Below are 25743 nucleotides of genomic sequence, written 5' to 3'. Positions count from 1 at the left end.
TTTAAGGGGCAGGCTTTGGAAGCATTTACTGATTTTATAAAGTTTTTGGATTCATTTTTAGGAAGTGCAGCTTACTTCCCATACCTATTGATTGGTGTTGGTGTTTTCTTCACCATTTATCTTGGCTTTCCACAAATTCGTTATTTTGGACAAGCGACTCGCATTTTGCGTGGAAAATACGCAAAAAGCGATGCACCTGGTGATACTAGTCACTTTCAAGCTTTAACCACCGCTCTATCAGGTACTGTTGGTACGGGTAATATTGGTGGCGTTGCCTTAGCAATTTATTTAGGGGGCCCAGCCGCACTTTTTTGGATGTGGATGACCGCATTCTTTGGCATGACCACTAAGTTTGTAGAAGTCACACTGTCACACAAATATCGTGAAAAAACTGCAGACGGTACAATGGCTGGTGGTCCAATGTACTATATGGAAAAGAAGCTTAACATGAAGTGGTTAGCGGTAATTTTCGCTATAGCAACCATTGTGAGCTCTATGGGTAGTGGCAATATGCCACAAATCAATAATATTGCTGTTGGCTTAAACGAGTCTTTCGGAATTGAAAAGTGGTTAACTGGTGCTGTATTAGCGGTTATTTTAGCCTTAGTTATTATTGGTGGCATTAAACGTATTGCACAAGTCGCTGAAAAAATTGTTCCCGGAATGGCGCTTATTTATCTTGTTGGTGCTTTTGCGGTAATTTTTGCTAACTTGGAAAATATTGGTCCATCATTTATCTCTATATTTGAAAATGTTTTTACCGGTTCCTCAGCTGTTGGTGGTTTTTTAGGCGCTAGTTTTGCCTATGCAATGCAACGCGGTGTGAATCGAGGCCTATTCTCAAATGAAGCAGGACAAGGTTCTGCTGCAATTGCGCATGCGAGCGCAAAAGGTAAAGAGCCTGCGTCAGAAGGTATGGTGTCTTTATTAGAACCATTTATCGATACCATCGTAATTTGTACCATTACCGGTCTAGTGATACTTTCTTCAGGTGTTTGGACAGAAAAGCATCAAAACGACTTTGATACCACGGATATGACTTATTTTGCTGGCAATTATAGTGAGCAAAATAGTGCTGACGTTGAAAAGCTCTATAAACATCTCAATAAAATACAGCAAGAGCCTCTGGCGACTTTTACGGGAGACGTTAGAGTCGTAGACGGTAAAGCCGATGACTCTCAATACACCCTTATTGCTGCTCGTTCAATTGCTGAAGATGTTACCTACAGCCAAGAGGGGCAGCCATTTACAGGAATGCTGAGTATTAAAGACGGTGGTATTACTACACCCGACATTGTGGTGTCAGGAAAGTCGCTTGTTCACTCTGTAAAATTAACCTCCGAGGCATTTAAACGCGGCTTTTTTGGGGATTGGGGACAGTACATTGTCACCATTGGACTTTTACTTTTTGCTTTTAGTACAGCGATTGCCTGGTCTTACTACGGTGACAGAGCGGCAATTTACTTGTTTGGCGAAAGAGCAGTGCTTCCTTACCGCATTGTTTATATTAGTGCCTTCTTCTTGGCATCTATTGTGGACTCGAAAATCATTTGGGAAATTGCTGCCGTGACGGTTGCTTTAATGACCATACCCAATTTAGTCGGTATTTTCTTGCTGCATAAAGATATGAAGCAAACGGTGGCAGAATACTGGAAAGATTTTAAAGAGAATAAAGCAGATTAAAACACCTGTTTGAAAATTGTGATAGAATAACTCTAACAGTCACAATAAAAGCTAATTATTTAGCTGTCGATTGCAAAATAAGCCCCACATAGTGGGGTTTATTCTTGGTCGAGTGCAAACACCAGTTTGCCTAATGATTAACCCAATTTGAGAATGAGACACAATGAGTTATAAAGCACCTTTAGCAGATATGAACTTTTTGCTTAATAATGTATTTAATGTTCAAAATACCTTAGGGCAAATTGAAGCTTTTGCCGAGTTTGATAGCGAACTATACGCTGCAGTTTTGGAAGAAGCCGCTAAGTTTTCAGAAAATGTTTTGTTTCCGCTTAACCGAGAAGGTGATGAGCAAGGTTGCGAGTTTGACCAAGGTAAAGTGACTACGCCTAAAGGCTTTAAACAAGCTTATCAAGAGTTTTGTCAAGGCGGTTGGCAGGGGACATCAGGTGATCCTGAGTTTGGCGGTCAAGGTTTGCCAAAAACTCTCCATGTGCTGATTGAAGAAATGACCTATTCAGCCAATACTTCCTTTTGTTTATATCCTAGTTTAACTAATGGTGCATACCACGCAATTAAAGCGCATGCGAACGACGCGTTAAAGCAAACTTACATTCCTCCTATGTTAGAAGGCCGCTGGTCTGGCGCAATGGGGTTAACTGAGCCGCACGCAGGTTCAGATTTAGGCATCATCAAGAGTAAAGCAGAACCGCAAGGTGACGGAAAATATGTAATTTCTGGAACAAAGATTTTTATAACTGGTGGCGAGCATGATTTAGCTGAAAATATTATTCATTTAGTGTTAGCTAAACTGCCTGGTGCGCCAGCAGGGCCGCGCGGAATAAGCTTGTTTCTTGTGCCTAAGATAAAGGTTAATGAAGATGGTTCTCTCGGTGAACCCAATGGAGTAACTTGCGGTAGTATAGAGCATAAAATGGGAATCAAGGCCTCAGCTACCTGCGTCATGAATTTTGATCAGGCTGAAGGCTTTTTGGTAGGCGAAGAAAATCGCGGCCTTTTTGCTATGTTCACCATGATGAATTTAGAGCGGCTTTCTATTGGCATTCAAGGTATTGGGTTGGCTGAAACTTCCTACCAATTGGCTAAATCTTACGCTTTAGAGAGAAAGCAGGGCAAAAATGCGCAAGGTGAGTTTGCCAGCATTATTGAGCATGCGGATGTTCGCCGAATGTTATTAGAGCAACGGGCCTACACAGAGCCTGCGCGTGCTTTAGCGGTATTTATGGGGCTGCAAATTGACAAGCAATACCATCATTCAGATCCACAAGAAAAATTAAAAGCCGAGTCGTTAATGGCATTGCTTACCCCAATTGCGAAAGCGTTTTTTACGGATAAGGGCTATGAAGCCTGTAACCATGGTTTACAAGTTTTAGGTGGTCATGGCTATGTAAGAGAGTGGGGATTAGAACAGCTTGTTAGAGACGCTAAAATAGCGCAAATATACGAAGGAACTAACGGAATTCAAGCGCAAGATCTACTCGTGCGTAAAGTTTGTTTAGACAAACAAGGCATGCTTGAAATGTTATATGCGTTAATAGAGCAAGACATAGACACGCAAAGTAGCGATGCTTTAGTGGCGCAGCTCAGTCAATCACTACAGCAAGGGCTCTCACGACACCAAAAAACGAGTGCATGGTTGAAGCAAGTATTTAGTTCTCGAGCTGCAGAGGTGCAAGGTGGCGCAGTTGACTATCTACATGCTAGTGGTGTGCTAATTTATAACTGGATGTGGGTGAAAAGTATTCGCGCATTAAATTCCGTCAGCGAATCAGATTTTAGCGCTAAAAAGCGCTTGGCTGCGACTTACTTTAATAAGCAAATAGCCAACAATATCAATGTTTTATGCGATAAAGTTGAGCAAGGTTATGAAGATGTGATGAGTGCTAATAGCGAATTAATTTAAGCTTAAGCAAGCGGTTCCAGAAAAAGGAAGGAAACTTCCTTTTTTTGTGTCTGGCATTTGTGAATGAAGAGCTGATCTTTAACCCAAAATATAATTTTAAAGGGGATGATTGACTAAAACTGAGAAAATGCTAGCTTTAAAGGTAATTCTGTAACTAATTTTAAAATTTGTGAACGGATAGCTATTGGTAAAAATCCAATATTAAGCTATAGTTATCGCAATGTCATAAAGAAAAATCTTAAGTAAGTGCTGTAACTTTATGGAATAGCTAAAGTTTGAGGTAAAATTGCTTTACTAAATGATAGAATTTACGATGCTCGACTTGACGCCAAATATAGACTTTAAAGGCAATTTAGAAGGGTGTTGGCAGTTAAAAATACTTAAAAAGGTTCAAATACAAGGGAATCAGCGTATGTTTCGCAAACTAGTCCTATTAATCATTACCACTGCAAGTTTTTACTCGAGCGCCATTTTTGCGGTTGGCTTGGGGGAGTACAAGCTTAATTCTGGGCTTAACCAACCATTAAGAGCAGAGATTGTTTTGCTTTCTGCAGGCGATCTGGGTGAGCATGAGGTTCATGCTTCGCTGGCAAGCTTAGCAGAATTCGAGAAAGTTGGAGTTGAACGCCTTTTTTATCTTAACGAAATTAAATTTGAAACGGTTAAGTCAGACAATGGTCAAGTAAAGATCTTAATGACCACGCGTGAGCCAATAAAAGAGCCCTTCTTAAACTTTTTAGTTGAACTTAACTGGCCGAATGGGCGTATTATTAGAGAATACACTTTTTTATTAGACCCGCCGGTATTTGAGAAGTCGGCGGCAAGCACTATAGAAAAAGCTTCGGTAAAAAAAACTTCAAATAATTCCAATCAAGTAACTCAGCAAGCAGCTCAGTCGCAACCAGAACCAACCTATAGCGGTAGTAGTTATGGCCCAGTTTCAGCAAACGATACCTTATGGAGTATCGCGAGCAAAGTAAGACCTAACTCTCAAGTAAGCATTCATCAGACCTTAGTGGCTCTATATCGGGCTAATCCAGATGCTTTTGGAAACGGTAATATTAATAATTTGCTGCGCGGTAAGGTGTTAAAAATCCCAGATGAACAGTCAATTGCAAATGTCGCTCAACGAGCCGCCTTGCAAGATGTGGTAATGCAAAACCGTCAATGGAAATCGGGCGGTGCACGTCAAATTATAGATAACTCACAGCAGACTTCACAGCGTGAAATATCAAGCGATGCGCGTTTGCGTTTAGCATCACCAAGTGATTCAAGCTCAAGTCAAAATTCTGCTGGAGGTACGCAAGCGGTACAGCAAATTCAAAATGAACTCGCTAGAACCCAAGAGCAAAGTGCAACTTTACAAGCAGAGAATGAAGAGCTGCGCAGCAGACTTGCAGATGCCTTGCAAAAATTAGAATCTATTCAAGGCGATTCAGCGGTTAACATTGCAGATGCAGAGTTAGCGGCACTTACCCAAGCTAATCAAGATACTTCATCTCAAAATGATAGTGGTATTGATGCAGAGTCTACCGATTCTAACGCCACTGCTGACGAGCTCGCGGTTGAGTCTAGTGACTCTGTTCAAACTGCCGATAACGCAACTGATACAGCAAACGACAATGCTGCCCAAGCAGTGCAACAACCAAAACTACCAGAACCTAAAAAGGTGAAGCCTAAGAAAGTTTATACACCTAAGCAAGAAAAGGGGTTCTTTGAGTCTATTTTAGATTCGGGTATGGCGCTTTGGGGAAGTATTGGGGTTATTCTTTTAGTTGTGATTGCGGTTTTCTGGAAAATGCGCAAGCGCATGGAAGAAGACGACTTTCAAGACGATTTAGTTGCTAGTGCAGGTGCTGCAGGCGTTGATACATCGGAAGACTTTGAGTTACCAGATGTTGGTGATGATATGTTAGTTGAGCTAGATATGGATGAAGATGATGATGCGTCCAAAGAAGGCGATGATGAAAGTTTTGATCCATTAGGTGAAGCAGATATTTATATTGCCTATGGTAAATATGAACAAGCAGAAACTTTACTGCTAGAAGCGATAGAAGATAACCCCATTCGCTCTGATCTAAAAGTGAAGTTAATGGAGTGCTACGCAGAAAATGATGACCAAGAAAAATTTGACTCTTTAGCCGAAGAAGTTTCTCAAGCGGTTGATTCTGCAGAGTGGGAATCTCAAATTAAGCAATTAAAAGAGCAAGCTTGGGGTGAATCTGCGAATGAATCGGGAGAAGAAGGTTTTGATTTACCGTCTACCGAAGATATTTTTGGTGAAGATGAATTTAGTATCGATGACGACTCAAATGTAACTGCTGCTGATACTACAGAAAGTGACGAAGAGTTTGATATTGATATGGACTTTGACACTGAAAAACCAGAAGAAGACCTAAGCGGTGCGGTTACAGAAACTTTCGATGCGATTGAAGACGAGCTATCTATCGACGAAATTGAAGGTGCTGATGAGTTAGACTCTGAAATAGCTGGTGGTGATTTTGAACTAGACCTAGAAGATGACTTAGGGACAGACTCTGAGCAAGATGATGATTTTTCATTAGACATCGGTGATGACTCAGATGATATTTCTTTAGACTTAGATGATGATGAGTTTGATATTGACGGTGATGAAAGCAACTTTGATGAAGAAGACGATGAAAGTGCTGGCGATGAAATTGGCACTAAACTCGATTTAGCAAGAGCTTACATTGATATGGGAGACTCTGAAGGTGCGAAAGAAATTTTAGCTGAAGTAGTTGCTGAGGGTGACGAAACTCAAAAGCAAGAAGCTCAGGCGCTTTTAGATAAAGCTGATTAATAGTAAAATACCCATAACTTAAAACAAAAAGGCGGTTTTTACCGCCTTTTTTCATGAGATTTAAACATGAATATTGCGTTAGGCGTTGAGTATACGGGAACCGCTTATTGTGGTTGGCAACGGCAAAGCCACTCCCCATCAGTTCAACAATGCGTCGAAGAAGTGCTCTCTCAAATTGCTAATGAACCCATTCAGGTTTATTGTGCCGGACGTACGGATTCTAGAGTGCACGCAACTGGACAAGTAATCCATTTTCATTGTTCTAACCCAAGGCCCTTAAAAGCCTGGAATCTGGGCGCTAATACTTTATTGCCGAGCGATATCGCAATTCGCTGGGCGAAATCTGTGCCAGAGGCGTTTCACGCTCGGCATTCGGCAACTGCACGCCGCTATCGTTATATTATTCAAAATACCCCCTACAGGAGCGCTACTTTAGCCACGAAAGTCACTTGGCATAATCAGTCTTTAAACGAGAGCCTCATGCACCAAGCGGCACAGGCTCTGCTTGGAGAGCAAAGTTTTGCCTCTTTTCAAGCTGCTTCATGTCAGTCCAAAACGCCCAACCGTTGTGTTACCCAGGTATCGGTGAAAAGACAAGGGGAGTTCGTTATTGTCGACATTCAGGCTAATGCGTTTTTGCATCATATGGTAAGGAATATTGTGGGTTGTCTAATCACCATTGGCGAAGGCAAAAATCCGGTTAGTTTTGTTGCTGAAGTTTTAGCCAAAGCAGATAGAACACAAGCACCCATGACCGCCAAACCTGACGGTTTGTATTTAGTTAATGTCAGTTACCCGGAAACCTATGAAATACCGAAAATGCCGCTAGGGCCACTCACATTTATTGATAATTTGTAGGCTTACTCGCATTTATTAAAAATCTAACCTAGAGATTAGACCAGTTTATTAACATTAACACTTAACCTTTTGATTAACGATGGTAGAATACCCGCCAGTTTTATTATCAATAAGAGCGAATTATGAGCTGGTTTGAACGAATTTTGCCAAAAAGAACAACCTCTGTTGCCGATCGAAAAAAGTCAGTACCGGAAGGTGTTTGGGCTAAATGCAAAAACTGTGATTCTGTTTTGTACAAGGCTGAATTAGAACGCAGTTTAGAAGTTTGCCCTAAGTGTTCATTTCATATGAGAATTGGTGCGCGAGCGCGCTTGAATAGTTTTTTAGATGACGCTAACTTGGTGGAAATTGGCAGCGATTTAAAGCCTGTGGATCGTTTAAAGTTTAAAGACTCAAAGCGTTATAAAGACCGCATTGTTGCCGCGCAAAAGGCGTCAGGTGAGAACGATGCCCTAGTTGCATTTAAAGGTGAACTTAAAGGACAACCGATTGTTGCTTGTTCGTTTGAATTTAACTTTATGGCTGGTTCAATGGCAGCGGTTGTTGGTGAAAAGTTTGTTAGAGCCGCATTAATTGCAATAAAAGAAGGTTTACCTTTAGTTTGCTTTGCAACGAGTGGTGGTGCCCGTATGCAGGAAGCGCTAATTTCGCTTTTCCAAATGGCTAAAACCAGTGCCGTGTTGGCAAAAATGTCTGAAAAGGGATTACCTTTTATCTCTGTGCTCACTGATCCAACCATGGGCGGTGTGTCTGCGAGTTTAGCGATGCTAGGCGACATTAACATTGGCGAACCAAATGCTTTAATTGGGTTTGCGGGTCCACGCGTTATTGAGCAAACTGTAAGAGAAACTTTGCCTGAAGGGTTTCAACGCTCTGAATTTTTGTTAGATCATGGTGCCATCGATATGATTGTTGACCGGCGAGAAATGCGTGATGTGATTAGCAGCGTGCTATTAAAAATGATGCACCAGCCAGAGCAAGTCGTAGAAACAGAAGCTTAACTTGAAAAAAGATAGATAAAAAATAGGTGCTCAGGCGCCTATTTTTTTATGTTAATTTCCTTTTAAACCGACACTAACCAACGTACTGTCCTGCGGCATAGGCCGATGCCCAAGCCCACTGAAAATTAAAACCGCCTAAATGGCCAGTAACATCTAGCACTTCGCCAATAAAATACAAACCACTAGATTTATTCGACTCGAAGGTTTTAGAGGATATTTCACTGGTATCAACACCGCCGATGGTCACTTCTGCGACCTTATAACCTTCATAGTCTTTAGGATAAATAATCCAGCCACATAGAAGCTCTTCGATTTGCTGTATTTGCTTTTGCTCTAATTGTTTAAGCTTTAAGTTAATATTAAGCTTACTAACTAAATAAGTGGCGACAGACTGACTAAATTGAGTTGCAAGCAAAGTTTTTAAATTAATCTCGGGACGAGTGCTTTTGCTTTCAGCTAACCACTGAGCACAATTTAAATGCGGCAGTAAATTTATGCTAATTGGCATGCCTGGCTGCCAATAGCTAGATATTTGAAGGATCGCGGGGCCGCTTAAACCTTTGTGAGTGAATAGCATGGCTTCTTTAAAGGATGTTTGGCCACAGCTGACTTCAACATCTATAGAATTCCCTGCTAGCTCTGCGAAACTTTGTTTTAGTTTCTCGTCCACAATTAGTGGGGTTAGACCCGGCCTGGTAGGGTATACATGGTGTCCAAATTGCTCAGCGACTTGATAGCCAAACCCGCTAGCCCCCATTGTAGGAATTGATAAACCGCCACATGCAATCACTAGAGAGCGGCATGAAACATCGCCTAAAGTGGTACTAAGCTGATAGCTATCGTTGTCTTTACGGATAGTTTGAATACTGCATTTTAAGTGAATTTTTGCACCATGACTTTGACATTCATTGAGGAGTAAATCGCGAATATCTTTTGAGCTTTTTCGGCAAAATAGTTGGCCAAGAGTTTTCTCATAGTAATCGATTTGGTATTTTTCCACGAGCGCTATAAAGTCCCATTGGGTGTAGCGACTTAACGCGGACTTACAAAAGTGGGGGTTATGACTGATAAAGTTTTCTGGCTCGACATAATAATTGGTAAAGTTACAACGGCCACCGCCACTCATAAGGACTTTTTTAGCCATTTTATTAGCGTGGTCTATTACTAAGGTCTTTTTACCTCTTGCAGCTGCGGTAGAGGCGCACATTAAGCCCGCTGCTCCGGCGCCTACAATAATGACGTCATATTCTTTTAACTCAAACACAAATACTGCCTTACTGACTAAATTGTGCCGCATTTTACCCGATATCCGCAACAAACCCTAAAATTTGTTCTAGACTCTAAAGACGGGGCTTTGTTGAATGTTAGCGATAGCTCATAAAAGATGACTACAATAATTCAGTTTTATTCGTTCTATTTAATTTATTCGTGCTAAAGCGGGAAGTCGGTTATGTATAAAGAGATGTATTACACAGATGACTTAGAAAACTTATCTGAAGAGCTGGTATTTGAGCAAATTCACTTATTAATAGAAGAAAGTCAGGTTGAAGTGCCTAGTTCTGAAGTTTCAATCCAAGACGTTGCAGCTATTGCGTTAAATAATATGCCCGCCAAATACATTTGTAATTTTTTAGAAAAGCAACAGCCAGGGCAGCAACTCACTGATGAAGTGAATGATTTACGCAAATACGCTAAACGGCAAGTATTAAAAGCCATTGATATTGTTAAAAAAGTACCTCATGATTAGGGGATTTCCCCTTATCAGAAAGCGTTAATAAAGTGCCGAGGGTGCCTAAAAATTTAAATGATTGAATATACGATTAATTTATGCGGTGTCTCTTGCGCCGTAGTAGAGTGGAATCCCCAAGCCGAAACTAAAGTTTTTGCCTTGCATGGTTGGCTCGATAACTTAGCTAGTTTTGAAAGTATTGCGGCCCACGCGCCTAATTTGCATATTATTGCGATAGACTTTCCCGGACATGGCCACTCTGCTCACATTCCTACCGGTCAGCTTTATCATTTTATTGATGGTATTTACTTAATTAATGATTTAGCACGCCATTTTAAGCTTAAAAAAATAAATTTGCTCGGTCACTCAATGGGGGGCGCTACCGCTTATTTGTATGCAGCAGCGGCGCCGGAGAAAGTTAACAAGTTAATTGCGATAGAGTCTCTTGGCCCATTAACTGCAGAGCCAGACAAAGGCGTAGCGCTATTACAAGCGGCAATCAAGCAACGTAATGACTTGCATGAAAAGTCCAAGCCTATTTATCCTGACTTTAACCAAGCGCTGAACGCGCGCGCAATCGCATCAAAAATTCAAAGCAAACTAATTAAACCCATAGTTGAACGCGGCTTAGCTAAAGTAGACAACGGCTACACTTGGCGCGCGGATGCCAGATTACGAATTACCTCTGCGACTCGGCTTTCTGAAGCGCAGCTGCTTACGGTTCTAAGTGAAATTCAGTGTGAAGTGTTATTAGTAGAGGCAAAGCATGGTTTTTTGCAGCCCGAGTCATTGTTTTTAAAGCGCCGCGCGGCATTAGCCAATCTTAAAACTCACCTGCTAGAAGGTGGCCATCATGTTCATTTAGAGCATCCGTTAGAAGTTGCCTGCCTAATTCAAGCATTTTTGTTAGAAAACGCTTAAAATTTAGACATTAAGGTAAATTTTTCGTATTTATGAAAAACCTTTTTGCCATTCTCATCGGACTAGTATACTTTAAGCTTCTTGGATGCTGATTATAAAAAGAAATGATGGTAAGCCTAAGTCTTAAAAATTTAGGTTACAATCGATTGGTTGGGAGAATAACAAATGCAAAAAGTCTGGCTTGACTCATACCCAGATGGTGTACCACACGAAATAAATCCAGATTCTTATCAGTCTTTGATCGAGATTTTCGATGAAAGTGTTGCGCTGTACCCAGACAGACCTGCATTCCATAATATGGGTGCAGAGTTAACCTATAAACAGCTCGATCAAAAAGCGCGCGATTTTGCGGCTTATTTGCAGACCGAGCTTGGGCTACAACAAGGCGATCGGATCGCATTAATGATGCCTAATTTGCTCCAATATCCGGTGGCAATTTTTGGCGCTTTTAAAGCGGGCTTAGCCGTGATTAACGTAAATCCGCTATATACTTCTAGAGAGCTCAAGCATCAATTATGTGACTCAAATGCCGATGCAATCGTTATTGTTGCAAATTTTGCCCATACTTTGGAAAAAATAGCCGATGAGACTCCGTTAAAACATATTATTGTCACTCAGCTAGGGGATATGTTGGGCGGCTTAAAATCACACTTAGTTAATTTTGTGGTTAAGTACGTTAAAAAAATGGTACCCAAATACCAGCTTCCAACCGCAGTTACCTTTAAAAATGCAATGCAAAAAGGCGCTCAACTTGAACTTGAAAATGCCAAGTTAACATCTGGTGACATTGCATTTTTGCAATACACTGGCGGTACTACCGGAGTTTCGAAAGGGGCTGTATTAACGCATCGTAATATGGTGGCAAATGTGGTGCAGTCTCACGCTTGGTTATCTACCTCATTAAGCCAGGGGCAAGAAGTCATTATTACAGCACTGCCGCTTTATCATATATTCTCTCTAACCGCGAACTGCATGGTGTTTAGTAAGGTAGGTGGACTAAATGTATTGATCACTAACCCAAGAGACATGCCTGGCTTTGTTAAAGAGCTAGGCAATCATGACTTTACCGCAATAACTGGTGTGAATACTTTGTTTAATGGATTGCTGAATACTAAAGGTTTCGAGCAATTAGACTTCTCCCATTTAAAGCTAACCTTAGGTGGAGGCATGGCGGTTCAAGAAGCGGTTGCTAAAGAGTGGCAGCTAGTCACTGGTAAGCCGCTTTTAGAAGCCTACGGACTAACGGAAACTGCCCCAGCGGTCTGTATTAATCCGATGAATCTAAAAGCTTATAACGGCACTATAGGTTTACCTATATGTTCAACAGAAGTTTCAATTCGCAACGAGCAAGGCGAAGAAGTCGGCTTGAATGAACCGGGAGAGCTGTGGGTTAAAGGCCCGCAAGTAATGCAAGGGTATTTAGACCGACCAGAAGAGACAGCAAAAGTATTAAAAGATGGCTGGTTCGCCACTGGTGATGTGGCTCAAATGAATGAAAAAGGCTTTTGTAAAATTGTCGATCGCAAAAAAGATATGATTTTAGTTTCTGGGTTTAATGTATACCCTAATGAAATTGAAGACGTTGTGGTTGCTCACCCTAAAGTTTTAGAAGCTGCAGCAATTGGCATACCATCTAAATCTAGTGGTGAGGTCGTTAAAGTTTTTATTGTTAAAAAAGACGCTTCATTAACGGAGTCCGAAATTTTGGATTATTGTAAAGAAAATCTCACGGGCTATAAGCGACCTAAAGTTGTCGAGTTTAGAGATGACTTACCTAAGTCAAATGTTGGAAAAATATTACGCAGAGAGTTGAGAGACGAATAGCTTGTTATTCGAAGTTATTTAACCTTTCAGTTTTAGTATGAGCTCAAACGCAAGTCGTTTGAGCTTTTTCGTTTTAGATTAGCAATGAGTCGTTTATATTCATGAATTTAGACAAGGTTCCAGTGCATTGGATTGAAAGCACCTCGGAGTTTGAAAAAATTGCCGCAGACTGGTTAAAAGTTAAACTGTTAGCAATTGACACCGAGTTTGAAAGGCGCACCACTTACTTCCCGAAATTAGCGTTGGTTCAAGTTTTTGATGGTCAATCGATATATCTAATCGACCCATTAAAAGCGCGTTGCAACGATAGTTTTCGTCAGGTTTGTGCCGATCAAAAAATTATTAAAGTGATGCATTCTGCAAAAGAAGATTTAGAAGTGTTCTTTCACTCTTGGGGGTGTCAATTTGAAAGCCTTTTTGACACTCAAGTGGGTTACACTTTTTATAGCGGAAAAATTTCAATTGGTTACGCCAATATAGTCGAAAAATATTGTGGCGTCAGTCTGAATAAACAGGCTACTCAATCTGACTGGTTAGCGCGTCCGTTGAGTCAGGCACAGCTTAATTATGCTGCTGCCGATGTACTCTATTTACCCAAAGTTTACCAGCAAGTGAGCGAACAGCTAGCGCAGGTTCCGCAGGAATTATTTAGTCAAGAGTGTAAACAACTGACTGAGCAAGTAAAGCAGCAACCTGATTATGCTCAAGACTACCGGCAAGCAGGAGATGCTTGTAGGCTTGATGGAAAATCGCTGCACTTGTTTAAATTATTATATCAATGGCGAGAAGAAACTGCGATTTCACAAGATAGAACGCGAAACCACATTGCTAAAGACGTGCAGCTAGTCGATATTGCGTGGCGAAAACCACAAACTAAAAACGATTTAGCTAAAATTGACGGTTTGCACCCACGTTCAGTACGTCAATACCATCAGCAAATTATTGAAATTGTAGAACGGCATCCTTCGCTCGATGAATTAAAGCCGGTGCCTAATCCCAGAGAATTACCTGAGTTAAAGCCGCTGTCACAAAAGTTCGCGCAACAAGCCAAATTAGTTGCCAAAGCGCTGCAAATTGATGCCAGTGTTATTGCCAGTAAACGCTTGCTTAAAAAAGTAGCTTTTGCCTATTTAACGCAAGAGAGCTTTCCCGCATTATGGTGTAGCTGGCGCAAACAATATTTAAAGCCACATTTTGACCGCGAATTTGCAGAATTCAATACTAGGCAAGGGAAATAAAAGTGTTAGAATAAGCTATTCGCGCATTGAGCTAAGCAATTTGAGTTAGTTTTTTAAATTGCAAATTAATTAAATCGATATTCAAGGAACATCATGTTAGCAAGTGTATACCGAAGTAACAAAAAGGACGAGATGTATCTGTATGTTACCCAAAAAGATGATTTTTCCGCAGTTCCAGAACCCTTGATGAAAGTTTTTGGTAAACCTGAATTTGCATTACAACTTAATTTAAGCAAACGTGAGTCTCTTGCTCGAGTTGACATTGAAGAAGTTCGCAATAAACTTAATGATGAAGGTTTTTATTTACAAATGCCGCCTTCAATTCACGCCAATAAGGCCGATGAATAATATTGATTTTGTTTTTGTCGTATCATCTCTGGTTAAATTTAAGCCTTGAGTTTGAGAGGCTAGATTAAGCTTAACAATTATTAGAAGGTAATTTTTTGAACGCTATTAAACCTATCCCTTTAGTCTTAATTATTTGTGCTGCTATGCTATCGGCAAGCTCGTACACTTTAGCTCAATCGGAAGTAGCGACCAAATCCGCGCCAGCTTCAAAAATTTCGCAAGCAGAAAAGTTTAATGCTTGGAAGCAAAACTTAAAAGCCGACTTCATTAAACAAGGGGCGAGCGAAGATTTTGCCGTGGAGATTATTCAGTCGCTTGAATATTTACCTAAAGTCATTCGCCTCGATAGACGTCAACCTGAAGGTACTATGACGCATGAAGAGTATTTAACTAAAGTTATTCCAGAGAGCAAAGTGAAAGCCGCGCGAAAAGCGTATAAAAGTAATATTGATGAGTTAACCAAAGCCGAAAAGAAAACTGGAGTCGCTGCGCGCTTTATTGTTGCCTTGTGGGGTAAAGAAACCCATTTTGGCAGAATAACCGGAAATTATCATGTACCTAGCTCTCTAGCCACTTTAGCATTTGATGGGCGTCGAGCATCGTTCTTTAGAAAAGAATTATTGGCGGCTGTTAAAATTTTAGCAGAAGGACATATTGGCCTTAATGAAATGCAAGGAAGCTGGGCGGGGGCCATGGGAAATTGTCAGTTTATGCCATCGAGTTTTTTGCGCTTAGCTGTAGACGCTAATGGTGATGGCAAAAAGGACATTTGGTCAGATAAACAAGATATCTTTGCTTCAATGGGTAACTACTTAAGCCAGTCCGGTTGGAAACCTAATCAAACTTGGGGCCGCCAGGTTAAGTTAACCCAGCCATTTGAAAATTATCCTATTGGTAAAAAGCATAAACGCCCTTTAAGCGAGTGGCAAGATTTAGGTGTGAAGCGGGCCGATTTATCTGAGCTGCCAAACGCAAATATTGACGCTTACTTAATCGCTCCTGGGGGACAGAAAGGAAGAATTTATTTAGTTTATAATAATTTTGACGTGCTAATGCGTTGGAATCGTTCGCATTATTTTGCCACGGGTGTCGGTTATTTAGCAGATAGAATTGGTTTTCCGCACATAGATACTCAGTCGCGTTAAACTTATGCTAAATATGCAAACTATTCCTATGTGGTTTTACCCTAAAATTGTTGACCCACAAAACACAACGCAGTTTCAGTTTCCTACCAGTAAAGTGGTGTGTATAGGGCGCAACTTTGTTGCCCATGCTCAAGAGTTAAATAACCCCGTACCTAAAGAGCCGCTGCTTTTTATAAAACCAAACTCCTGTTTGGTGGATTTTGCCGAGCCGCTTAATCTTAACCATTTAGCTGAGCCTTGTCATTTTGAAACTGAGCTCGCCATTTTGATTGGAAGTTCGCTAACTAATGCAACTGCAGCTCAAGCTGAAGCGTCGATTTGTGGTGTAGGCTTAGCATTAGACCTTACCTTGCGAGAGATGCAGCAGCGCTTAAAAAAACAGGGACACCCTTGGGAAAAAGCCAAATGCTTTGATAATGCTTGTCCTGTAACTAGTTTTATCTTAACGGAAAAAGGCTTAAACTGGGATCAAATTGAATTTAAGTTGCAAATTAACGGCAATGCGCAGCAACAAGGCTATACTAGTCAAATGATTGTTGGTGTCGTTGAGTTAATCGCAGAAGCATCTAAACACTTTAGGTTATTACCTGGAGATATCGTATTAACGGGTACGCCCGCAGGGGTAGGACAGCTCAATGTTGGTGATCAGCTAGCATTAAGTTTAACTTTTCAATCGCAAGATACTAACCAGCAATTCAACTATCATTGGCAAAGTGTTGTAAATTCAAATGACAAAACCTAACAAACTTGATCGATTTTGGGAGCGAATTCCATTGTTGGAACTGAGTGAAACCCAATGGGAATCTATTTGTGATAGTTGTTGTCAGTGTTGCGCGCACAAATTACAAGACGAAGAAACTGAAGAAATAGTAAAAACCAATATAGTTTGTCAATACCTCGACACCAATCAATGCCGCTGTACAGTCTATCCAGATAGACATACTTATGTTCCAGACTGTATTAAAGTCACCCCTGAAAATGCCGCTGAATTGGACTGGATGCCAGATACCTGTGGTTATAAGCTTTTAGCTAATGGTGAGCCGTTGCCTAAATGGCATCCATTAGAAACTGGTGATCCTTTGTCGGCTAAAAAGCAGGGTGCGGCAATTTGTGGCAAGGTGATTAGCGAGGCAGACATCAATCTTGAAGACATAGAAGACTATGTTGTTCCTGACAACTATTTTAATAGTAAAGATTAGTCAAGATTGGCGACTCGCTCGATAACAAAGTTTAATTATTCACTGGTTTCGTTCAAATCTTTAAAGTTCACCCTAACTTTGTGAGCTATCTAACTGAATATTATGATAATTCTGATATATTAGGCTACACTAGAGATGTCGATTAGTAAACTTGATGGCTATGTAAATGCAAAATCTTTGGTTAAAAATACTTTGTCTAATCATTTGTGCTCTAAGTGCAGGGGCTTGGTCCGCAGAAAATAGTAAAAATCTAGCCAAATCAGATGTTCGTTTACTGATTGATATATCGGGAAGTATGAAAAAGAACGACCCGCAAAACCTTCGTATACCCGCGTTGCAATTAGTGACTAATTTGATGCCAAAGGGAGCTGATGCAGGCGTTTGGGCGTTTGGGCGTTACGTTAACATGTTGGTGCCTTTGGCGCAGGTTGATAAGCAATGGCAAAGCCAGGCGACGAACGCCGCAAAAAAAATTAATAGTGCAGGCCTTTACACCAATATTGGTGGAGTTTTGGAAAAAGCCAGTTATGGTTGGAGTTCACCCTCTAGCGATGAAAAGCGAAGCTTGATATTACTTACCGATGGAATGGTAGACATTTCTAAATCAGCGTCGGCGAACCAAAAAGAGCGCACCCGAATCCTCGAACAAGTATTACCCAAATTAATTACCGCTGGTGCGACTATACATACAATCGCGCTATCGCAAAATGCCGATCACGAATTACTGAAAGCTTTATCTGATCGAACTGACGGTTGGTATCAAGCGGTAGAAAGTGCAGAAGAGCTTCAAAAAGTTTTTCTTAAAATATTCGAACAGTCAACCCAGCGCGACAGTTTGCCGTTAGAAAACAACCGCTTTAAAGTCGATGCCAGTATAGAAGAAATGACACTACTCGTATTTAAAAGCGAAAACAGTGATAAAACGCGCTTAATTACTCCAGACAAAACGGCTATAGAAGGTGCGACGAGTGATGGAAATGTACGCTGGTTTGCAGCTAAAGATTATGACCTAGTGACAATAGAAACACCACAACCTGGTGACTGGCAAATAGAAGCCGATGTCGATCCTGATAACCGAGTAATGGTGGTAAGTAACTTACGTCTTGATGTTAGCAGTGTACCAAATAACTTACTTTCTGGTGAAGCCATTGATTATCAAGTGGCGTTGTTACAAGATGATAAACCTATCAGCAAACCAGAGTTTATAAAACTAGTAAAAGCTCAGTTAACGCAAACGAAAAATGGCCAGTCTAGTCGGTTAGCCATGTTTTATGATGGTTCTGAAAGCCGTTTTAAACAAAACTTTTTTACTGATAACTATGAAGGCATATTAAATTTACAGTTGATTGTAAGAAGCCCAACGTTTGAGCGAACTCGCAATCATGCAGTGAATATTTATGGCTCTCCATTAATCCCTTCAGTTAACGTTAGCGATACCATAGAACAATCACATGAAGTGAGCTTTAGTATCCGCCAAGATATAGTTAAACCAGAGACAGTTACAGTGATGGCAACGGTCGAGTTGCCTAATGGTGAAAAACAATTTATTGGTTTAGAAGATTTAACTCAACCAATTAAAATTCCTTTTATTGCGCTTGGTGGTGAATATAGCGTAACTTTAGACATTAAAGGCCAGTCAATTACTGGTCGAGAGTTTTCTGTTTCGCCCGAACCTATCGTTTTTAACGCAGAACCATTAATTCAACCAGCTGAACAGCAAGAAGCGCCGCCTGAAGAGCCTGTTGTTGATATCAAACAACCAGAAGTCGAGGCGCAAGCCGAGCAACCTAAAGTTGAGCCTGTTAATTCAGATAAACAAGAATCAGCAGACACAAACAATAGCGAAACGGATTCAAACACCGAAACTGAACCCGAAACTGACTGGACATTTTGGATTTATATTGGCATAGGTGTAAATCTATTACTGGGTGTAGGAGGCTTTTTTGCTTGGAAGCTAGTGAAAAAGAAAAACCAGCAAAGTGCGTTGGCGGTTGCAGACGAGCTCGCGCTTGATGAAGAAGATGACGAAGACAGTGAAGATGCTGAAGCAGATGAAGAACAAGAAGAAGATGATGGTTATGATGAATATGAAGATGAGGAAGAGACCAAAGATGATCCCGGCGCTAAAGCATAAGTTGAGGTAAAGAACATGAATAATGAAATGTTCTCATGGTTACTCGTATTAGAGATCGTCTTGCCTTTTGTCATTTTGAGCATTGTACTCATTTTGGTTATTTTAAAAGGGCGTAAAAATAATAAAGAAGCTGCTCGCTTTCTTATTGAGAAAATTAAGAGTAACGAAGATTCACAACGTAAAGAAATTTTTAATTTCTTAAAAAATCAGTTAAACCTTGATAAAAATATAGCGAAACGGGCAACCCGTAAAATAACTAATGATAGAAAGTTTTTATTTAGAAACTTAATTAGTGGCATGCTAAATAAAAATCCGGAAGCCATTGCCTCATTAGAATTAGATATGAGTCGAATTTTTGGCCACTATCACGATCTGACAGCAAACCCAGTGACCACAGATGCAGCTCCAGAAGGCGCGCCAGAATCGAATACTGAGGAGAATACTGAAGATCTAAAAGCGCTGAAAAAAGAAATTAAATTATTAAAGCAAGAAATCCATGTCACTTTAACAACCTTAAATAATATATTTGGCGAGTTTAGCTCTATGTTTGGTGAAGAAGTCCCATCGAGTGAAATGTCTGTAGAGCAAATAATAACGGCAATGGAGTCTTTTGCTGGCGCTAAGGTGAACACTGATGCTGTGGTCGCCGAAATGGATCAAACCGATGCAGGCAAACCTGCAGTCTCAGGTAATGCTCAATCTGCCGCTAGTGCAAACGAAGGTAACAGCGATGATAAGAACAGTCCTGTTGAAGAGGACACCCTTGAAGACACGAGCAATTTAGACAAGACATTAGCTGAATTAGAAGCAAAAGCCGGAGAACCAGACGCCAATATTATTGTAGACGATGAGTCTGTAGAGCCTATGGAAGATGACTTGCTTGAGCAAGCCGTTGAAGACTTACTGCCCGAGCTGCAAGACGAGCCTAGCCCTCAAGTTCCAGAAGAAGTCGAAACGGCTGAGAGCTTTAGCGAGAAATTAAGCGCTGAGTCAAAGCCTAAAGAAGAAAAAGATGAGCTCGACTTTTCAATCGACAGTGAATTAGATGATATTGATAGCGCGCTAGATGAATTAGAGTTAGGAACTTCTGACGATGAGCCTTCATGGGATGAAGCCTTTGAAGAAAGTGGAGATAAAAAAGAGGGTGAAAAATAAGCAACTTTTACATTAAGTTGTTTGTTAAATAACCACTTATGCCTAATATGCAACTTTTTTTAAAAAAAAGGCAATTTTTTTAAATTTATCGTTGACAGCAAACTGGGGTAAACGTATTATTGCGCCCGCTGAAACGCACTAGCTAAAAACTTTTCTGAACGGAGTTTTTACGCATGTTTCACAACTCGGAGCGGTAGTTCAGCTGGTTAGAATACCGGCCTGTCACGCCGGGGGTCGCGGGTTCGAGTCCCGTCCGCTCCGCCATTTTAAAGCCACTAAAAGTATCACTTTTAGTGGCTTTTTTGATCCACTCTTATTTTATTTCTCAAGCGCTTCTTGTCCACCTCTCCTTTTCAATACCGAGCTAGCAGTCATTCTGTTTTTTATAGCATTCATCGCAATTGTGACCTGTCGTCAGGCTTTGCAAACTAGATGAGAATATGACTCATTGGTATTTTTTGTATGCGATACCAGCCTGGGTAGGTCAATATTCTGATGTTCAATGGACAGCTTGATAGCTTTTGTTGGTTAGACAATAATCAGATTGATAGCGTGCAAAGCTTGGCTCTAAATAGTATTTTGTTAATTTTTATTGGTAAATTTAAGACAAGTTTATGATTTAAGGGCTTTTTACCACCAAGTTAAGCCATAAACTGAGCAGATCGGCTGAAATGTTTTATATTTTTCAATTGAATCAATCAGTTCAGGCATTTGACACTGGCTAAATGCAGTTGAATAATTTAAGATAATGCGAGTTATAATTATAGATAAATAGCGGATATGAGGGACACTAATGAAAAGACTTGCCATTGCAGTTATTCATGGTCTGGGTAGTGAAGAAGAGTATTACTCAGTTGAATTAAAACATCGAATTACTGAAGAGTATGTGAATGGGGCTGAAGGCCGCATGGAAGATGAGTTACTTTTCCATGAAATTTACTGGGGCGACCTTGTAAAAGAAGAGCTAAAGCAATTTAGAGAAAAAGCCAATTATAAAGGTGATTTGGCTTATCAAAATTTACGTCAAATCATGACAGACACTCAGGCTCTTGCGCTATTGTATCGTCCGGGTACAGAAATTTACGAAGCAATTAACAATCGAATTAAAGACGGACTCCGTAAGTTTGCTGGCCATCGTCGGGTAAATGTAGATGAAACGCCGTTGGTGATTTTAGCTCATTCTTATGGCGGCGTGATGATGTCGCATTTTATGCGCGAAACCAAGCTAGCTAATTCGTCGGTTAATAACTTTGAAGGTCTAAAAACAGTTGCAGGCTATGTCACTTTTGGTAACCCAATGGGATTATATGCCATGGATGCAGCAAAATCGTTACTTGGAAAGCCATGTGATATTGTGGGCGAAGTACTTGACGATGATCTGAAAAAACGAGCACGTTGGTATAATTTTTATGACAAAGACGATATTATAGCTTACCCGCTAAAAGGTCTTTCAGACGAATTTAACACCTATGTTCATGGTGACTTTGAAATTAATGTAGGTAGTGCTGCGACGTCTTGGAACCCTGCTTGCCACACAGGTTATTGGGAAGATAAAGACTTTTATCGCCCTGTTGCAGACTTTATTGCCGAGCTTAGAGCTCCGCATTCTTTTTGGCAAAGCTAGCTTTAGCCATGCAAGAGTTTAAAAAGCCTGCGTAAGCGGGCTTTTTTTTTGCACAAGTAACGCAGCTAATTTTTAAAACTAAAAATTGCGGTTTAAGAAAAATCGAATAGCACAAGGGTAAAATTGCCTAGGCTTAATTATTTCCGGTATTTAGGTAAATTATAGATAAATAAAAATGACAGATATCTTTAACAATATTCAGTGCCGAGACTTAGGCAAAGTTATTTCGTTGCAAAGAACTATTAAGAGCAGGGCCAAGAAAAAGCAGCCGGTTGATAATCTTAATAAAAAGCTGTCAGATATAGTGGCCAAGTCAATTCAAAAAACATCGCACATTGAGCAACAAGTTAAAGCGTTAAAGTTAGGCGTTGATACTGAGTTGCCCATTGCAAATCACGCGGCAGAAATAACTCAACTTTTGGCATCAAACCAAGTGATCATCGTAGCTGGAGAAACTGGTTGCGGTAAGACTACTCAACTCCCTAAAATATGCTTAAATGCTGGTTACGGGGTTAAAGGGGTTATAGCCCACACTCAACCTCGACGCGTGGCCGCGACTAGTGTAGCAAGACGCATTGCCGAAGAAGTGGAAACGCCTTTAGGGGAAGGGGTGGGGTATGCGATACGTTTTGCCAATAAATACTCATCACAAACTCGCACTAAATTAATGACAGACGGCGTCTTATTGGCTGAAATAGAGCAAGATCCGCTGTTAGCTCAATACGAAGTTATTATTATCGACGAAGCTCATGAGCGCAGCTTAAATATTGATTTCTTATTAGGCTTTATCAAACAAATAATTCGCAAGCGTTCAGATTTAAAAGTAATTATTACCTCTGCAACGATTGACCCAGAAAAGTTTTCTAAAAGCTTTAACAACGCACCAATTGTTAGTGTAGAAGGTCGTAGTTACCCTGTTGAAGTACGCTATAGAGAGCTCGATAGTAGTGATAATGAATCTAGTCACGATGCAATTCTTACTGGTGTTATTAATGCGATAGACGAGTGTTGTAGCGAATCAAGTGGTGATATCCTAATTTTTGCCGATGGCGAAGGGCAGATAAAATCAATTGCTAAACAAATTCATCAATCAAATATAGCCGACGTAGAAATCCTTCCCCTATATGCCAGGCTAAGTGCTAAAGAACAACAAAGAATCTTTTCTGCGAGTGCGAAGCGTAAAATTATTATTTCAACCAATGTGGCAGAAACCTCTTTGACAGTACCGGGAATTATCTTTGTTATTGATATTGGAACGGCGCGAGTCAGTCGCTTTAGTCAACGCAATAAAATTCAACAACTGCCGGTTGAGAAAATATCACAAGCGAGTGCTAATCAACGTAAAGGTCGTTGTGGTCGAATTGCGCCGGGCATTTGTATTCGTTTGTATAGTGAAGAAGATTTTTTAAACCGCGAAGCGTTTACCGCACCAGAAATAAAACGGACTAACTTGTCTTCAGTTGTATTAAAGCTTAAAGCAATGCATGTGAATGAAGTTGAAGCTTTTCCATTTATTGAGTCGCCAAGTGAGCGCTCTTGGAAAGTTGCATTTAACTCGTTATTTGAGCTAGGCGCTTTAGACCAGCGAAAAGAAATTACTCCAATAGGTAAAGCGATGGCTAGTTTGCCCGCTGATCCGCAACTTGCTCGAATTTTAGTCGATGACAGTTTAGTTGCGGTAGATGAAATGCTTGTGATTTGCAGTTTAATGAGTGTTAGAGAGGTAAGAGAGCGTCCCATAGACAAGCAGCAAAAAGCCGATCAGCTTCATCAAAAGTACAATTTGAATAATTCAGATATATTAACTGCAATTGAATTATGGCGTCAGTTAAATCAACAAAAGCAAGCATTAAGTTCTAACGCATTTAAGAAATGGTGTAGTCAGAATTTAATTAACTTTTTAGGTTTTTTAGAATGGAGAAGAGTTTATCAGCAACTTAAAGACGCTGTAATCGCTTTACCTAAATCAGTCAACTCAACTCCTGCACACCCAGATGAAGTGCACAAAGGATTAATCCCAGGTTTTATTACCCACATATTCCAGCGCTCACAAGATCTTTATTATCAAGGGGTTCGTGGATTGAAAGTTTGGGTACACCCATCGTCTTTATATTTTAAGCAAAAAAAGACTTGGCTAATTTCTGCAGAAATGATTGAAACAGAAAAGTTTTACGCGAGAATGAATGCTGATCTACAGCCAGAATGGATTGAGGAGCCTGCCAAACATTTATTAAAGCCTAACTATAAAGATATTCATTGGAGAAAGAAGAAAGGTCAAGTGATGGCCTACGTTGACAAGACATTACTCGGCTTACCTATAGTCAATAACCGGCTAATTAACTACGCTGCTATCGATCCGCAACTCGCTAGAAAGCGCTTTTTACTCGATGGCTTGGCTTTAGATCAATTACCAGAAGATTTACCCTTTATTAAAGCCAACAGGAGTAAGCTGCTTGAGCTAAAAAGCCGGGAGCAGCAACAGCGACTCAATAATATATGTATCGATAACCAATCTTTAGCTGAACTTTATGCTAGTAAATTACCCGACCATATTTGTAGTTTTGCTAGCTTGAAAAAATGGTTAAAGAAAGACTTTAAAGCACGTAATAGCCTTTTAAGTTTTAGCATAGAAACGTTAACTCTTAACCAAGCAGAGAGCCCAGATGATTATCCCGCCACAATAAAAGTAAAAGGTGTTGAATTAAATTTGCACTATTGTTTTGCTCCTGGCACTCCACAAGATGGGGTTAGTGTGGAAATACCTGAAAATATGGTCAATCAGTTTACTGATCGTGATTTTGATTGGTTAGTACCAGGCTATTTGAAAGAAAAAGTATTAGCGGCACTAAAAGTTTTACCTAAACCTATGCGTAGGAGCTTAATTCCTTTAAATGATACTGCGGAAAAATGCTATGCAGCGTTAGCTTCAACTAAGTCTCAAGGAAGCTATTTTCTAGAAGAACTGGCCAAAGTGCTACAAAAAATCTCTGCACAAAAGGTGGTTAAAGAAGACTTTGATGTAGCCCAAATTGAAAGCCATTTAACGATGAAATATCAGATAATGAGCACAAAAAAACAAAGCGCTTCACCGCAGCTTGTTGACTCATTGTCATTGATTAAACCAAAACTTGAGCGTAAGCATAAAGTCAAAATAGATAGCAATGACTCAGGCTTTAAAACGTGGCCTAAAGGTGATTTTTCAATAGAGCTAATTGAAGAGTCTAACGGGCAAACGATTAGAACTTTTCGAGCCATGGTTGACTGCACAAGCCAAGTTAAAATTAACAGTTTTCCAGACAAAACTGCAGCAGTTAATGCTCACGCACAAGGAATTGCACGGTTATTATTATTGAATAACGCAGCGGCAATTAATCAATTGGGTAAAGGTTGGCCTGACTACCGTCGATTAGAAAAAATGAACCTAAGGTTTGGCGGTTTTAGGGCACTATTTGATATGGTCTGCCTTTTAACTGCCGCTCAAGTCGTAGCGCAGCGTAGCGCAGTGTTAAGTGAGCAAGAATTTAAGCAATTGAACGATATTTTTAAGTCGCAGTATCGTCAATTGATTGCGGAAAAACTTAATCTTGTTTTGCCGCTAATTGAACAGCGTGAAAAAATATTTAGTCAGTTAAGCGAGTTATCTTCTGCTAGCTATGCAAAAAGCGTTAAAGATATTAAATCTCAGTTACAAGAACTATGGCAAAGTAGTACATTGTTAAGTGCGGGAGATGATTTGATAAATCGATATACTCGATACCACAAAGGCGTATTAATCCGCATAAAGAGAGTTACAACCAATTTTCCTAAGGAAGATCAGGCGCTAGAAGTTTGGCAAGATTGGCAACAATGGCACAAAGAACTACTCGCCTATAATACTCACGAAGAGCTAAAGCAATATTTTGTCGTCGTTTATTGGATGCTGCAAGAATATCGACTTAGCTTATTTTCGCCCGGGGTAAAGACAGAGGGGGGTATTTCTTCTAAAAAGCTCCAAAAGGCTTTTGAAAAGCTTGAGAAAGAAATTGAAGCGATATAGTGGTTGAATCAAATGATTAAAATCATCCTAAAGGAGCCAAGCGAGTTATTGAAAGCTGGAATAGTTTAAGTGGTTACAGTGATATAAAACTAAAAATAAACCTCAA

18 protein-coding genes and 1 tRNA gene are annotated in these 25743 nt (G+C 40.3%); 18 read left to right on the top strand and 1 reads right to left on the bottom strand.

Features of this window, described 5'->3' with window-relative positions; all coding sequences use genetic code 11:
• The first annotated feature begins 15 nt into the window (after positions 1-15).
• The 5 genes from ACUR5C_RS09895 (at position 16) to accD (ending at position 8284) form a co-directional block, all read left to right on the top strand.
• Positions 16-1683: an alanine/glycine:cation symporter family protein gene (locus ACUR5C_RS09895; protein ID WP_454464958.1), complete on the top strand. Its 1668-nt coding sequence runs from the start codon at positions 16-18 to the stop codon at positions 1681-1683.
• A 163-nt stretch (positions 1684-1846) separates the two neighbouring features.
• A complete protein-coding gene (locus tag ACUR5C_RS09890) occupies positions 1847-3604 on the top strand; it encodes an acyl-CoA dehydrogenase (RefSeq protein ID WP_454464957.1) in 1758 nt (585 codons plus the stop codon).
• 298 nt (positions 3605-3902) lie between these two features.
• A complete protein-coding gene (locus ACUR5C_RS09885) occupies positions 3903-6425 on the top strand; it encodes a motility hub landmark protein FimV (RefSeq protein WP_454464956.1) in 2523 nt (840 codons plus the stop codon).
• A 66-nt stretch (positions 6426-6491) separates the two neighbouring features.
• On the top strand, positions 6492-7283 hold the full coding sequence (gene truA / locus ACUR5C_RS09880) for a tRNA pseudouridine(38-40) synthase TruA (protein ID WP_454464955.1): 792 nt from the start codon (positions 6492-6494) through the stop codon (positions 7281-7283).
• 122 nt (positions 7284-7405) lie between these two features.
• Positions 7406-8284 (top strand): acetyl-CoA carboxylase, carboxyltransferase subunit beta, encoded by an 879-nt coding sequence (accD, locus tag ACUR5C_RS09875; protein WP_454464954.1) that lies wholly within the window; start codon positions 7406-7408, stop codon positions 8282-8284.
• Positions 8285-8357: 73 nt separating this feature from the next.
• On the opposite strand, the gene ACUR5C_RS09870 is transcribed toward accD, so the two are convergent.
• Positions 8358-9581, bottom strand: a complete 1224-nt coding sequence (locus tag ACUR5C_RS09870; protein WP_454464953.1) for a BaiN/RdsA family NAD(P)/FAD-dependent oxidoreductase — start codon at positions 9579-9581, stop codon at positions 8358-8360.
• Between the two features lie 153 nt (positions 9582-9734).
• Between ACUR5C_RS09870 and ACUR5C_RS09865 the strand changes: the two genes are divergently transcribed.
• The 13 genes from ACUR5C_RS09865 to hrpA all read left to right on the top strand — a co-directional run bounded on the left by ACUR5C_RS09865 (position 9735) and on the right by hrpA (position 25637).
• Entirely contained in the window at positions 9735-10031 is a 297-nt protein-coding gene (locus tag ACUR5C_RS09865; protein WP_454464952.1) for a late competence development ComFB family protein, read from the top strand.
• Positions 10032-10088: 57 nt separating this feature from the next.
• Positions 10089-10934 carry an alpha/beta fold hydrolase gene (locus ACUR5C_RS09860; protein WP_454464951.1) on the top strand — a complete coding sequence of 282 codons (846 nt, stop codon included), beginning with the start codon at positions 10089-10091 and terminating at the stop codon, positions 10932-10934.
• 165 nt (positions 10935-11099) lie between these two features.
• On the top strand, positions 11100-12758 hold the full coding sequence (gene fadD / locus ACUR5C_RS09855) for a long-chain-fatty-acid--CoA ligase FadD (protein WP_454464950.1): 1659 nt from the start codon (positions 11100-11102) through the stop codon (positions 12756-12758).
• Positions 12759-12859: 101 nt separating this feature from the next.
• A complete protein-coding gene (locus ACUR5C_RS09850; RefSeq protein ID WP_454464949.1) occupies positions 12860-13996 on the top strand; it encodes a ribonuclease D in 1137 nt (378 codons plus the stop codon).
• A 93-nt stretch (positions 13997-14089) separates the two neighbouring features.
• Entirely contained in the window at positions 14090-14344 is a 255-nt protein-coding gene (locus ACUR5C_RS09845) for a YcgL domain-containing protein (RefSeq protein ID WP_454464948.1), read from the top strand.
• A gap of 95 nt (positions 14345-14439) precedes the next feature.
• Complete coding sequence (locus ACUR5C_RS09840; protein ID WP_454464947.1) at positions 14440-15489, top strand: lytic murein transglycosylase; 1050 nt, start codon at positions 14440-14442, stop codon at positions 15487-15489.
• A gap of 4 nt (positions 15490-15493) precedes the next feature.
• Positions 15494-16231 (top strand): fumarylacetoacetate hydrolase family protein, encoded by a 738-nt coding sequence (locus tag ACUR5C_RS09835; RefSeq protein ID WP_454464946.1) that lies wholly within the window; start codon positions 15494-15496, stop codon positions 16229-16231.
• Positions 16218-16688 carry a YcgN family cysteine cluster protein gene (locus ACUR5C_RS09830; protein WP_454464945.1) on the top strand — a complete coding sequence of 157 codons (471 nt, stop codon included), beginning with the start codon at positions 16218-16220 and terminating at the stop codon, positions 16686-16688. Before ACUR5C_RS09835 ends, ACUR5C_RS09830 begins: the two co-directional genes overlap by 14 nt.
• Positions 16689-16854: 166 nt before the next feature.
• Positions 16855-18822, top strand: coding sequence for a VWA domain-containing protein (locus tag ACUR5C_RS09825; protein ID WP_454464944.1), 1968 nt, complete (start codon positions 16855-16857; stop codon positions 18820-18822).
• Positions 18823-18837: 15 nt separating this feature from the next.
• Positions 18838-19977, top strand: coding sequence for a hypothetical protein (locus tag ACUR5C_RS09820; protein WP_454464943.1), 1140 nt, complete (start codon positions 18838-18840; stop codon positions 19975-19977).
• A gap of 187 nt (positions 19978-20164) precedes the next feature.
• A tRNA-Asp gene (locus ACUR5C_RS09815) sits at positions 20165-20241 on the top strand.
• 529 nt (positions 20242-20770) lie between these two features.
• Positions 20771-21601, top strand: a complete 831-nt coding sequence (locus tag ACUR5C_RS09810) for a hypothetical protein (RefSeq protein ID WP_454464942.1) — start codon at positions 20771-20773, stop codon at positions 21599-21601.
• 175 nt (positions 21602-21776) lie between these two features.
• Positions 21777-25637: an ATP-dependent RNA helicase HrpA gene (gene hrpA / locus ACUR5C_RS09805; protein ID WP_454464941.1), complete on the top strand. Its 3861-nt coding sequence runs from the start codon at positions 21777-21779 to the stop codon at positions 25635-25637.
• Positions 25638-25743 lie beyond the last annotated feature (106 nt).

It is taken from the genome of Aliikangiella aequoris, from assembly GCF_053709105.1.
Note: the sequence above shows the minus strand (reverse complement) of the source record. Positions and strands in the feature narration are given on the sequence as shown.